This window comes from Pseudomonas sp. m6p (assembly GCF_055760375.1).
In genome coordinates this window covers 3,136,507-3,149,064 of the sequence record NZ_CM147084.1, presented here as the reverse complement: position 1 = coordinate 3,149,064, position 12,558 = coordinate 3,136,507, and the positions used below count along the sequence as shown (strand labels likewise).

13 protein-coding genes are annotated in these 12,558 nt (G+C 58.8%); 7 read left to right on the top strand and 6 right to left on the bottom strand.

All coding sequences use genetic code 11. The annotated features are described in order from the left end of the window. Positions 1 to 454 precede the first annotated feature (454 nt). Positions 455 to 763: an RcnB family protein gene (locus ACYZUM_RS14230; RefSeq protein WP_027613230.1), complete on the top strand. Its 309-nt coding sequence runs from the start codon at positions 455 to 457 to the stop codon at positions 761 to 763. Between the two features lie 10 nt (positions 764 to 773). Here the strand turns inward: ACYZUM_RS14230 and ACYZUM_RS14225 are convergent, their stop codons facing one another. Then, on the bottom strand, positions 774 to 1,853 hold the full coding sequence (locus tag ACYZUM_RS14225) for a sensor domain-containing diguanylate cyclase (protein WP_108183027.1): 1,080 nt from the start codon (positions 1,851 to 1,853) through the stop codon (positions 774 to 776). 163 nt (positions 1,854 to 2,016) lie between these two features. On the opposite strand from ACYZUM_RS14225, the gene ACYZUM_RS14220 reads away from it, so the two are divergent. After that, on the top strand, positions 2,017 to 2,355 hold the full coding sequence (locus ACYZUM_RS14220; protein WP_041073359.1) for an FKBP-type peptidyl-prolyl cis-trans isomerase: 339 nt from the start codon (positions 2,017 to 2,019) through the stop codon (positions 2,353 to 2,355). A gap of 82 nt (positions 2,356 to 2,437) precedes the next feature. Here the strand turns inward: ACYZUM_RS14220 and ACYZUM_RS14215 are convergent, their stop codons facing one another. Then, the gene (locus ACYZUM_RS14215; RefSeq protein ID WP_108183025.1) at positions 2,438 to 2,773 is read right to left on the bottom strand and encodes a hypothetical protein; all 336 of its coding nucleotides are present in this window, start codon (positions 2,771 to 2,773) and stop codon (positions 2,438 to 2,440) included. A 141-nt stretch (positions 2,774 to 2,914) separates the two neighbouring features. Beyond that, positions 2,915 to 4,006 carry an S-type pyocin domain-containing protein gene (locus ACYZUM_RS14210; protein ID WP_108183024.1) on the bottom strand — a complete coding sequence of 364 codons (1,092 nt, stop codon included), beginning with the start codon at positions 4,004 to 4,006 and terminating at the stop codon, positions 2,915 to 2,917. Positions 4,007 to 4,448: 442 nt separating this feature from the next. Between ACYZUM_RS14210 and ACYZUM_RS14205 the strand changes: the two genes are divergently transcribed. Both ACYZUM_RS14205 and dmeF read left to right on the top strand, forming a co-directional pair. Further along, entirely contained in the window at positions 4,449 to 4,724 is a 276-nt protein-coding gene (locus tag ACYZUM_RS14205) for a metal/formaldehyde-sensitive transcriptional repressor (protein ID WP_003223990.1), read from the top strand. A 12-nt stretch (positions 4,725 to 4,736) separates the two neighbouring features. Further along, the gene (gene dmeF / locus ACYZUM_RS14200; protein ID WP_108183023.1) at positions 4,737 to 5,666 is read left to right on the top strand and encodes a CDF family Co(II)/Ni(II) efflux transporter DmeF; all 930 of its coding nucleotides are present in this window, start codon (positions 4,737 to 4,739) and stop codon (positions 5,664 to 5,666) included. Here the strand turns inward: dmeF and ACYZUM_RS14195 are convergent. After that, a complete protein-coding gene (locus tag ACYZUM_RS14195; RefSeq protein WP_108183022.1) occupies positions 5,663 to 6,766 on the bottom strand; it encodes a cytochrome P450 in 1,104 nt (367 codons plus the stop codon). The genes dmeF and ACYZUM_RS14195 overlap by 4 nt on opposite strands. Before the next feature lie 78 nt (positions 6,767 to 6,844). On the opposite strand from ACYZUM_RS14195, the gene ACYZUM_RS14190 reads away from it, so the two are divergent. From ACYZUM_RS14190 to ACYZUM_RS14180, 3 genes are all read left to right on the top strand, one after another. Then, positions 6,845 to 7,603: an ArsR/SmtB family transcription factor gene (locus ACYZUM_RS14190; RefSeq protein ID WP_108183021.1), complete on the top strand. Its 759-nt coding sequence runs from the start codon at positions 6,845 to 6,847 to the stop codon at positions 7,601 to 7,603. A 123-nt stretch (positions 7,604 to 7,726) separates the two neighbouring features. Continuing rightward, positions 7,727 to 8,947, top strand: a complete 1,221-nt coding sequence (locus ACYZUM_RS14185; protein WP_108183020.1) for a putative DNA modification/repair radical SAM protein — start codon at positions 7,727 to 7,729, stop codon at positions 8,945 to 8,947. Then, on the top strand, positions 8,944 to 9,765 hold the full coding sequence (locus tag ACYZUM_RS14180; RefSeq protein ID WP_108183019.1) for a TIGR03915 family putative DNA repair protein: 822 nt from the start codon (positions 8,944 to 8,946) through the stop codon (positions 9,763 to 9,765). The genes ACYZUM_RS14185 and ACYZUM_RS14180 overlap by 4 nt, the downstream gene beginning before the upstream one ends. 155 nt (positions 9,766 to 9,920) lie before the next feature. Here ACYZUM_RS14180 and ACYZUM_RS14175 read toward each other — a convergent pair whose 3' ends face one another. After that, on the bottom strand, positions 9,921 to 10,940 hold the full coding sequence (locus tag ACYZUM_RS14175; RefSeq protein WP_108183018.1) for a branched-chain amino acid aminotransferase: 1,020 nt from the start codon (positions 10,938 to 10,940) through the stop codon (positions 9,921 to 9,923). A gap of 242 nt (positions 10,941 to 11,182) precedes the next feature. After that, positions 11,183 to 12,556, bottom strand: a complete 1,374-nt coding sequence (gene lpdA, locus ACYZUM_RS14170; RefSeq protein WP_108183017.1) for a dihydrolipoyl dehydrogenase — start codon at positions 12,554 to 12,556, stop codon at positions 11,183 to 11,185. Positions 12,557 to 12,558: the final 2 nt, after the last annotated feature.

Genomic DNA, 12,558 nt, shown 5'->3' with positions numbered 1-12,558 from the left:
CCTATCCTTAGGCTGATGGTTGAAAAAATCAGGGCGCGCTGAGATTTTGAAGTGCTATATGCCGTTAATTATTTATTACTAAGCAGATTGAGAGGGAGCAAAGTAAACATTTTTCGGCAATCCGTGCGCGTGATGGCTAGATGCTACTCTAGGTTTCTTCTACTGTCATCGCCTTCACTAAGGCTGAAATCACGGATTATCGGCAAACGATTGCACTGAACATGCAGTAGCTCATGGCACAAGGATTTATTCATATGAGCGCGTTGTGTGTTGGCTCCATTGCCGTCGAAGCAACCCTCGCTTCATCAGACGTACGCCAAAAAAGGGGGGAGGAGTTAAAGGATGGGGCCTGCCAGCCAACGACAATCCCCAGCCAGCCTAGAAAAAAACAAGGAATGATTCTCTTACTCAGCAGTCGGAGTACAGGCAAAACCCATCTGAAGGAGGTTCACCGATGAACAGCAAAACCCTAATCGCCAGCCTGGCCCTCGTCGCCGGCATTGCCGGGATCAGCCCACTTGTTCAAGCGGCGCAAACCTCAAGCGAACCCACCGTCCAGTCGCCGACCAGCGACCGTGAATTGAAGGTCAACGACCGCGCTCCAGACATTTATCAGCGCAGCGACAAGGCATTGAAAAACTGGAAACAGAAAGGCTTGAAAGCACCGGTCGACCAGGCGCAGTGGGTGCAGATCAACGACAAGTACGTGATGGTCATGATCACCAACGGCACCATTGTCGAAATGCAGCCTGTCGAGCGTTAAATACTCGGACTCAGAGGCCCTGGGCGTGCAGCCGCGCAGGGCTCTCGCCCCCCAACCGATACTGATTGTTCCCACTGCGCTTGGCCTCATACATCGCCAGATCGGCAATGTGCAGCAGCCGGTCCATGGTCGGCGCATGGTCGGGAAATACCGCGACGCCAAGGCTGGTGCCGATGTGGCGCTGGTCGTTGCCGATGCTGATCGGTGGCGACAGTTCGATGAAAATCTTCTGACAGATGCTGCGGGCTTCGTCCTGCAGGTTGAGGCTCGGGGCCAGGCCTTGCAGAATCACCACGAATTCGTCGCCGCCAATCCGCGCGACGGTGTCGGTGGCGCGCAGGATGCGTTTCAGACGCGTCGCAGTGGTGATCAGCACGCGGTCGCCGGCGGCATGACCGTAATGGTCGTTGATCGCCTTGAAACCATTGAGATCGATAAACACCAGTGCCACGCGGGTGAGGCTGCGGCGCGCCTGTTCCAGTGCTTCGGATAAACGCTCTTCAAGCACCAGGCGATTGGGCAGACCGGTCAACGGGTCGAAGTGGGCGAGGTGCTGGAGGTAGCTCGCCGAGGCTTTTTCCTCAGTGATGTCGCGCACCACACCCATCATCTTGATCACCGCATCGTGGTCGTTGCGCACCACATTGCCGGTTTCCCGCAGCCAGCGAATCGTGCCGTCGGGCCAGACCACGCGGTATTCCTCGTCGTGGTTTTCACCGGTCTCCAGACAGCGCAATTCACCGTCGCGCACTCTGACGCGGTCGTCCGGGTGCACGCAGGCGCAGAACAGCGCATAAGACGGGGTGATCTCGCCGATCTTGAACCCGAACATGCCGTAGATCGCGTCCGACCAATACAGCCGGTCGGTGTCGACTTCCCAATCCCAAGTGCCGATGCGGGCAAAGTACTGGCTGCGTTTGAAACGCTCGGCGTCACCGTCCTGGTGGATGTTCTGGCGTTCGGTGGCGCGGGTCAGCAGCTCGCGGTATTCGTCCAGTTGCTTGCGCAAACCGCGCTCGCGCCAGATCAGGACAGCGATCAATCCAAGCATGACAACGCCAAGGGCAAGGCTGATCCAGAGGTCAGTCATTCGGGAACTGCCAGCATGAACAATCGATCCGTGAAGTAATGGCGGTTGGCTATCTTAATGGGTTGTCAGTCACTTCGGATACAGCGCCAATCTTCGTTAATGAGTTGCGAACAGCCGCCATTTCTGGGAAAACGGCGGCCAGCTGAACAATAGAGTGAATGGCATGAATGATGAACTGCAGGTAATCGATCTCCAGGTGGGCGAGGGCAAGGCCGCCGTCAAAGGCGCACTGATCACCACCCACTACACTGGCTGGCTGGAAGACGGTAGCGAATTCGACTCTTCCCACAGCCGAGGCAAACCTTTCCAGTGCGTGATTGGCACGGGCCGGGTGATCAAGGGCTGGGACCAGGGGCTGATGGGCATGCAAGTGGGCGGCAAGCGCAAGCTGCTGGTGCCAGCGCATCTGGGGTACGGCGAACGAACGATGGGCAAGATTCCGCCGAATTCGAATCTGGTGTTTGAGATTGAGTTGCTGGAGGTTTTGACGCGGGAGGATTGAGGGTAGCGAGTGTCGAAGCTGTCCGGATGAGGGGTGGGGACCCTCATCCCAATCTCTGTAATTTGAGCGTTCGTCCGGCGGGTCAGGTGAATGTGTCGATATCGTCAAGCGTGTCCTCAATGATGCCCTTCAGTGCAGGGAACTTCCTCTGAACGGTTTCGAGCGCGGGCAAGACGGTTTCGGTATTCATTTCGCCATGGCGGCGAGCGATGTGGCCGAGAGCGGTAATCGCAGATGCCACAATGGCTTCAGTTTTGTTGGTGAGATATTTCAGGCAGGTGTCTTGAGCCCAGGCTCTGTCGGTTTCGTTCAGACCGATAGACACCAGAGCGGAAACGACACTTTCGTCCAAGTCGCTGGCGAGGCGTCTTATGGCTTCATCATGGCTGAGTGATGGGTCTTGATAAATGAGGCTCATTTTTTTGCTCCGAGGACATTGCCTTTGTTGTCTACTTTTTTGGCTTTGATCAGTGCATTTTTCATATCTTGATGAAGTTTATCCCATGCCCGTACGTGGCCGTGGTAGATATCTCCGCCCGTGCGGTCAAAGACAACTAGCTCATTTGTATCCGGATCGACACCAATTCGGCGGGGTGATGTGGGCTTTACCTGAACAGAGTTTTCCAATGCTTCCTGACCATTGGTAGGCCTTACTTTTCACGGGTGTATCTTTTTTCCCGTGGTAACTCGCCGCGTCGAATTCAAGCGCCAGGACAATATAAAGCGGTTTGATCCCTGAGTTGGCCGGGAACACCAGAATGAAGTCCTGATATTGCGGCGGATAAATCGGGTTGACGATGATATTGTCCGCCTGTTCTGTCGGCGGATAAATCCATATCTGTGGCGCTTGCGGCGCGCTTTCCAGTGGCGGGATCCCCGTGGTACTGGAAGGGTCAACAACGGGAGTCCAGATCAGTGCTGCCCCATTACCGAAGTCCGCAACTTGTTGGGTTCCTTGCTCGACGAACTTTACGACAGGAATCATCTCCCAATCACTGCGCGTTTGGGTGTTGTATCCGTACCCTTTCAGAGTGCCGTCAGGCTGTTGTTCTACGTGCAGTCGGACACGAGTTCGGCCTTTGTCGAGTGATTTGAGTTGTTCTTCTGTGTACAGAGAACTGTCGCCCAAACTCGATGGCCAAAGCAGTGCGACTATTCCGAGTAATGCTCCAGCACCTAAACCTCCCGTCGCCAAGGCTGCACCGTTCACTGCGCTACCACTTGTGCCTGCTACGGCAGTCAGACCTAGAGCAAGCGTTCCTGCTGAGTTGGGCAAGTGGCTGCCGTAGATTTTTTTCAGTGGTATGTTTCCGACGGCGTCTCGTTCGCGGCCGCCTAGCAGGGAAAACTCTCCAAAGTCGGCCAGCCTCTCTACCGGTATAAACCCGGCGGGGCTAGTGTGATTGATAACACCATCAGGAAGTTTGCAGCTTTTGGTAAACATACAGCCTTTAACAGCGCGCTGATACTTTAGCGGTTGTTTGATCAATCGATCTTCATACGCCTGCTGCCTGGCCAGCATATCGTCATAAGCAGATTGTCTTGCCTCCCTCTCCGCCAGTTCGCTGGTTGTCATGTAGCGGCTGGTAATGTGGTGACCGTCACGAGTCGGTGGGTTTTGAACACGGGGTATATCTTTTTTACGCACCATCAGCGTCCTTGTTACATCGTTTTTGAAAGCGATGCGGACGCTATATGAAGGTGCTTTTTATAGCTGTAGGAAGGGTCTGAAATCCAAGTGATTGTTACAAATGTAAAAAATCAAGTTTGTGGTATCGCAGCTTAATTAACCCATCCAACCGTTAAGTAAATCGTCGAGGCTTGACTGAGTAAGTGTGCGCTCAGTTAGGCAAGCATACGCTTGAAAAAGCGCTTGGATTCGGGTGAGTAACTCTTCATGGATCAGCCTTTTTTCCCGGGTTTGACCTTCGGATATTCGATAGTAGAGAGGGCACCTGCGCGAGCAGGCTAGCTCCCGCAGCGGGAGTGAAGTCACTTTCCGTCTCCCGTTCATCCCTTGAATGCTCACCGAACTTGCGATTGCCCAAGCCATCGGCGATTATGCGCGCCATATAGGGGTAGGGGGTATCGGTATGTCGCACATTCACGAACACAAAGACGAGTTGCTCAACCGCGTGCGGCGGATTGCCGGGCAGGTGCAGGCGGTGGAGAAAGCGCTGGAAGGCGATGCCGATTGCGCCAAGACCTTGCACCTGGTGGCGGCGATTCGCGGGGCGGTCAACGGGTTGATGGAGCAGTTCATCGAGGCCCACACCCGTGAGCACGTGGCGCATCCCGACCTCACCGACGAACAGCGCGCTCAGGGCGCCGAAGATCTGTTGCAAGCCATCCGCCGTTATTCCAAATAGAGCATCCGCATCATGAGCCTGACCCCAAGCGCTGAGCGTTTCAGCCACGATCACCAGTTTCTCGGCGCATCTCACGACGAAAACGCCCGCCGCACCTTGTGGGTGGTGGCGCTGACGTTCGTGATGATGATCGGCGAGATCGCCGCCGGCTACATCACCGGCTCCATGGCCCTGCTGGCCGATGGTTTCCACATGGCGACCCATGCCGGCGCGTTGGGTATCGCCGCGGCAGCCTATGGTTTTGCCCGGCGCAATGCCAACAACCGCCGCTACAGTTTCGGCACCGGCAAAGTCGGCGATCTGGCCGGATTTGCTTCGGCGATGGTGCTGGGGCTGGTGTCGCTGGGCATTGCCGGCGAGTCGATTTTTCGTTTGTTCGAACCGACCACCGTGGCGTTTGGCGAAGCCACTGTTATTGCGATTGTCGGCTTGGGCGTAAACGTCCTCAGCGCCTTCCTGTTGATGGGCCATCACGGCCATGACCACGGCCATCAGCATGACCACGGTCATGATCATCATCACCATCACGACAACAATCTGCGCTCGGCCTACGTCCATGTGCTGGCCGATGCCCTGACCTCGGTGCTGGCGATTGCCGCGTTGCTGGCCGGGCGCTATCTCGGTTGGGTATGGCTGGACCCGGCGATGGGGATTGTCGGTTCGATTGTCATCGCGAAATGGGCTTACAACCTGATGCGCGACAGCGCCGCCGTGCTGCTCGACACCACCGACGAGCCGGTGGCGGCGGAGATCCGCGAGTTGCTGGAAGCCTCCGACGATGTACGCATCAGCGATCTGCATGTCTGGCAGGTCGGCCCGCAGGCGCGGGCGGCGATTGTCAGTGTGGTCGCGGCGGCGGGCGTGACGGCGGAGGCGATTCGCGAACGGCTGGCGCCGGTGCATGAGCTGTCGCACCTGACCATCGAGTTGCGTAGCGCTTAAGGTCGCACTGCGCTGAACAGTGGAATCCGCCCGTTGAGGGAAGGGCGGTAATGCCACGTCAGTTGTTGCAGATTCATACCCTGATCAAGGATTTTTCTGACAGTCGCAGCGGCAATACTCAGCGCCAGTGTCTGCCCCGGACACTGATGCCGGCCGCTGCCAAAGCTGAAACTGCGCCGGTCAGGACGATCCAGCAGAAACCGGTCGGGCTCTGCATTTAACAAGGGATCGCGGTTGGCCGAGGCCAGCAGCACCAGAATCACCTCGCCAGCCTCGAGCCGCACGCCATCGATCTCGCAAGTCTGTGCGACAAAGCGTCGAGTGTTCTGCACCGGCGGATCAAAGCGCTGAACCTCGGCCAACAGTGCGTCCACAGAGGCGCCACGTAACTCGGGCTGACGTTGCAGCGCTATCAGTGCATTGCCGATCAGCCCGGCTGTCGCCTCAAATGTCTGCGAGCAGAGACCGATCAGGTTGGCGGTCAGGGGTTCTTTGTCCCCTGCGAATCGCTGCTCGATAGCCTGGAGCAAATCACTGTTGGCTTCAGCGAGCAACTCGATGAAATAACCGCGCAATTGCTCAGCCGCCGCATGCGCCGCCGCCAGTTGCAGGTCATTGCTCAACGGCGACAGGCAGGCGACGAAATCCGCCGTCAGCTCACTGATCGCCCGGCCTTGCGCCGGGGTGAAGCCGAGCAGCGTCGCGACCACGCACACCGGGCCGCGAAACATCGCCTTATATAAGCCGTCGGCGTCCGCGGTCATCAGCCGTGCTGCCACCAATGCGCGTACCTGAACGTCATCGATCAACTGCAGCGCCGGTTCCATCGCAGAGCGTGGGCAGCGCTGACGTTCGCCGTCGTTCATCCGCATCAACTGCCCGAATACCTGGCCGGCCGTCCCCGAAGCAATCGCCTTGGGCACCGGTTCCTGCAGCGGCCGCACCCGACAATCGGCATGCGTCAGCACCGCACGCACCGCTCGGGCGCTGCTGGCGACCCACAGTCTCAATCCATGATCAAAGGTCAGTCCGCCCTCGGCGCGCAGTTTGGCGTAGTAAGGGTAGGGATCGGCATGCGTCGCAGCGATGATCGGGTCCATGGTTCATAACCTTGTCGTCGGGAAAGTGATGCGAGTATCTTCAGTTCGCAGCGGCGACGATTCGTCGGGGAGCGAAATATGCACGCAGAACATCAAGACATCGGCGTTTCGCAGGTGGCAGCCGCCATCGCCGAACCGGCACGCACCAAAATCCTCTGCTCGCTGATGGACGGCCACGCCCGCACCAGCACTGAATTGGCCGCCGTTGCCGAGGTCAGTGCCTCCACTGCCAGCGCGCACTTGGCCAAACTCAAGGATCTGTCGCTGGTGCGCTTGCACGTGCAGGGCCGCCATCGTTATTACAGCCTCGCTGATCAACGGGTGGCGCAGGCGCTGGAAGCGTTGATGGTGATCGGCCAGAACGCCGTGCCGAGCTTCAAGCCGCACACTCCAGATCGTCTGCAATTCGCGCGCACCTGCTATGACCATATGGCTGGCACGCTGGCGGTGTTGCTGCATGACCGTTTGCTCGCGGCGGGATGGCTGGTGGAAACCGACGAGCGGGCTTATCGCTTGAGCGAGAGTGGCGAGGCGCTGTTCGTGGATTTGGGTATTGAGGTACAGGACTTGAGTACCTTGCGCCGCAAGCTCGCTTGCCCGTGCCTGGACTGGAGCATGCGTCGGCCGCATCTGGGCGGTTCGTTGGGTGCGGCGTTGTTGCAGATGGCGTTGAAACGCAAGTGGGTGACGCAGGATCTTGATAGTCGGGCGTTGGCATTGACCGTGGCGGGGCGAAAGGCAATAGATACGCGGTTTGGTCTTGAGTTGCCGTTAGACGCGAAGGTCAAAAGATCGCAGCCTGCGGCAGCTCCAACAGTAATCGCGTACACCCGATAATTCTCGGCCCTGCTCAGTCCCTGTATGAGCTGCCGAAGGCTGCGATCTTTTGATCCCGTTTTGCACCTTGTGCCAATCCAATAGACTCGATACTGTACGCATAACCAGTATCGAGTCTCCGCCATGCAAATCATCGACAAGCTCAGCATTCTCGCCGACGCCGCCAAGTACGACGCTTCCTGCGCCAGCAGCGGTGCGCCCAAACGTAGCTCCGAGGGCAAGACCGGGTTGGGCTCGACCGATGGCATGGGCATCTGCCACAGCTACACGCCGGACGGTCGTTGTGTGTCGTTGCTGAAAATTCTCCTGACCAACTTCTGTCTCTACGACTGCCAATATTGCGTCAACCGCCGCTCCAGCGATGTGCCGCGCGCACGCTTCACCCCCGAGGAAGTGGTCACGCTGACCCTGGATTTCTACCGGCGCAACTGCGTCAGCGGGCTGTTTCTCAGTTCGGGGATCATCCGCTCGGCGGACTACACCATGGAACAACTGGTACGCGTGGCGAAGCTGTTGCGCGAACAGCATGAGTTTCGCGGCTACATTCACCTCAAGACCATTCCCGAGGCCGATCCGGCCTTGATCGAGGAGGCCGGGCGTTATGCCGATCGCCTCAGCGTCAATATCGAACTGCCCACCGATGCCAGCCTGCAAACCCTGGCGCCGGAGAAACAGATCGGCTCGATCAAGCAAGCGATGAAAACTATCTACACTGGCGTGCAAACGGTGCTCAACGAACCGCGATCGACGAAATTCGCCCCCGCCGGGCAAAGTACGCAAATGATCGTCGGCGCCGATGACACCGACGACAGCACGATCCTGCACAGCGCTCAGTCGCTGTATGGCAACTACCGCTTGCGCCGCGTCTACTACTCGGCCTTCAGTCCGATTCCCGACAGCCCGAAAAGCCTGCCGCTGGCCGCGCCACCGCTGATGCGCGAACACCGTCTGTATCAAGCCGATTTCCTCTTGCGCAGCTACGGCTACAACGCAGATGAGTTGCTCAAGGGCCCGGGTAATCTGGCGCTGGACATCGACCCCAAACTGGCTTGGGCGCTGCAGAATCGCGAAGTGTTTCCGCTGGACCTGAACCGCGCCGAGCCGTCGCTGATCGCGCGCATCCCGGGCATTGGCCTGCGTACCACCGAACGTCTGGTGCAATTGCGCCAGCAACGGCGCATCCGCTACGAAGACGTGGCACGCATGCGCTGTGTGCTGGCCAAGGCCAAGCCCTTCATCATCACCAGCGACTACCACCCGCAGCAGGCCGAAGTCACCAGCCACATGCTCTATCAGCAACTGCGCGACCGGCCGCAGCCGCAGCAGATGGGATTGTGGGGATGATCAATCTCGATTGCGACGACCTGTTCGACACCTGGCGCCAACAGGCGCGCTGGCTGCTCAGCCATGAAGTCGACCCGAGTCTGGTGAGTTGGGCGTCGGAAGGGGTGAGCGATCTGTTTGCCAGTGACGTACATGTGCCGGAGGGGCAGGGGCCGTTTCAGGCGCGCATCCCCCGCGCACTGCTTGACACCCTGGAGCAAGCCGCACGCTTTCGGGGCGACCAGCGCTGGAGTCTGTTGTATGAAGTGCTGTGGCGAGTCAGCCATGGCGACCGCACGGCGATGATGGCCGGCGACAAGCTTGGCAGCGAGTTGCAGCGGCGGATCAAGCAGGTACAGCGTGAAGCCCACCATTTGCATGCGTTCGTGCGTTTCATCGAACGCCCGCAGGATCAGCCGGGCCCGCAATACGTCGCATGGCACGAGCCGGCCCACGACATCCTGCACAGCGCCAGCGAGCATTTCATCGGGCGCATGGGCCGGCATCGCTGGCTGATCGCCACCCCGCGTGACGGGGTCTATTACGATGGCGAGCAATTGATCCATCAACGTCAATGTCCGCTGGAATGGCAGCAACTGGCGCAGAACGTCGATGACCCGCATGGCGAGTTGTGGCTGACGTACTACAGCCACATCTTCAACCCGGCGCGGTTGAACGAGAAGGTCATGCAAGGGCACTTGCCGGTGCGTTTCTGGAAGAATCTGCCGGAAGGGGAGTTGATTCCCGGATTGATTACCCAGGCGCGCACGGGCAAGCAACAGAATGGTCAGGCCAGCGGGATCGCTGCGCGAGGCGGGAAGCGGATTGCGGTGAAATAGAATCAAAAGATCAAAAGATCGCAGCCTGCGGCAGCTCCTACAGGAGATCTGTGTAGGAGTTGCCGCAGGCTGCGATCTTTTGATCTTGATCCTCACAACCAAAAAGCCCCCCATCAATCACTTGATGAGGGGCTTTTGTGCAACTGGCCGTCAGATCAAACCTTGACGATCCAGCCCGCTGGCGCTTCGATGTCGCCGGTCTGCACGCCAGTCAGTTCTTTGTAGAGCTTCTGGGTGACCGGGCCGACTTCGGTTTCGCTGTGGAACACGTGCAGGTGGTCGTTGTAGCTGATGCCGCCGATCGGAGTGATCACCGCAGCGGTACCGCAGGCGCCGGCTTCCTTGAAGTCCGACAGCTTGTCGATCAGCACGTCGCCTTCCACCACTTCCAGGCCCAGACGGGTTTTCGCCAGTTCGATCAGCGACAGACGGGTGATGCCTGGCAGTACGGAGGGCGAGTTCGGGGTGACGAACTTGTTGTCGTGGGTGATCCCGAAGAAGTTGGCCGAACCGACTTCCTCGATTTTCTTGTGGGTCAGCGGATCCAGATAGATAGCGTCAGCGAAGTGCGCCTTCTTGGCCTGGGAGCCCGGCATCAGGCTGGCGGCGTAGTTGCCACCGACCTTGGCCGCACCGGTGCCCTGTGGGGCAGCGCGGTCGAAGCTGGAGATCTGGAAGTTGTGCGGGGTCAGGCCGCCCTTGAAGTAGGCGCCGACCGGGATCGCGAATACCGAGAAGATGAACTCTGGCGCGGTGCGCACGCCGATGTTGTCACCCACGCCGATCACGAACGGACGCAGGTACAACGCGCCGCCGGTGCCGTATGGCGGGATGAAGCGCTCGTTGGCGCGAACCACTTGCTTGCAGGCCTCGATGAACTGCTCGGTGGACACGTGCGGCATCAGCAGGCGGGCACAGCTGCGCTGCATGCGCGCGGCATTCTGGTCGGGACGGAACAGGTTGATCGAGCCGTCCTTGCAACGATAAGCCTTCAGGCCTTCGAAGCACTGCTGGCCATAGTGAAGGGCCGTCGAGCCTTCGCTGATGTGCAGCACGTTGTCTTCGGTCAGGGTGCCTTTGTCCCACTCGCCATTGCGAAAGTACGACAGATAGCGTTTGTCGGTCTTGATGTAGTCAAAACCCAGCTTGTCCCAATTGATGCTTTCGTTACCCATGACACCCTCTATCACTGAACAACCGTCGAAACGGTTCAGGCTTCTGACGTTTTTTTGGATGGGCACAACAATACTTCATTCTGGAGCGGTTTCGCAGCCCGGACGATGGGGGGAAAAGCAGATTTATTAGCCTGCTTATGAAAAATCCTTGTCCATCGCTGAAAAGATCGCAGCCTGCGGCAGCTCCTACAGAATCGGCAACCCCCCTGTAGGAGCTGCCGCAGGCTGCGATCTTTTGATCTTTAAAGGTGCAACGCATGCCCCAACGCACGCAACGCCGCTTCCTGCACCGCTTCACCCAGGGTCGGATGCGCATGGATGGTGCCGCCAATGTCTTCCAGGCGTGCGCCCATTTCCAGGCTTTGCGCAAACGCGGTCGACAATTCGGAAACACCTGCTCCGACCGCCTGCCAGCCGACAATGACATGATTGTCGCGACGCGCGACTACGCGCACGAAGCCGCTTTTCGATTCCAGGGTCATCGCCCGGCCATTGGCGGCGAACGGGAAGCTGGAAACGATGCAGTCCAGCCCGGCAGCCTTGGCCTCGTCCGGGGTCTGGCCGACCACCACCAGTTCCGGGTCGGTGAAGCACACGGCGGCGATGGCGGTCGGGTTGAATTCGCGGTGCTTGCCGCTGATCAGTTCGGCAACCATTTCGCCCTGGGCCATGGCGCGGTGCGCGAGCATCGGTTCGCCGCTCAGGTCGCCGATGGCGTAGACGTTGCGCATGCTGGTCTGGCAGCGGTTGTCGATCTTGATCGCCGAGCCGTTCATGTCCAGGTTCAGCGCTTCGAGGTTCCAGCCCTCCGTATTCGGCTTACGCCCGACCGCCACCAGCACCTGATCGGTTTCCAGATTGAGGGTGTCGCCGTTCGGGTCACGCACCTGCAAGGTGCCATCGAAACCCAGCACGCTGTGCTTGAGATAGAGCTTCACGCCCAGTTGCTTCAGCGCTTCGTGCACCGGTTGGGTCAGCTCGGCATCGTAGGCTGGCAGGATACGATCCTGCGCCTCGACCACACTGACTTCGGCGCCGAGCTTGCGGTAAGCAATGCCCAGCTCCAGACCGATATAACCGCCGCCGACCACCACCAGACGTTTGGGTACCGCTTTCGGTGCCAGCGCTTCGGTGGAGGAGATGATCGGCCCGCCGATTGGCAGGATCGGCAGGTTGACGCTGGTTGAACCGGTGGCCAGCACCAGATGTTCGCACTGGATACGTGTATCGCCGACCTCGACGGTTTTGCCGTCGATGACTTTGGCCCAGCCATGGATGACCTGGACCTTGTTCTTTTTCAGCAGTGCGGCGACACCGGTGGTCAGGCGATCGACGATGCCGTCCTTCCACTCGACGCTTTTGCCGATGTCGAGGGTCGGCGCGGAAACGCTGATGCCCAGTGCCGAATGCTGGTTGTGGTGTTGAGTCTGGTGAAACTGCTCGGCTACATGAATCAGCGCTTTTGACGGAATGCAGCCGATGTTCAAGCAGGTGCCGCCGAGCGATTGGCCTTCGACCAGAATCGTCGAAATGCCCAGTTGTCCGGCGCGAATCGCCGTGACGTAACCGCCGGGGCCGCCGCCGATGATCAGCAGCGTGGTGTTCAAGGTTTGCATGG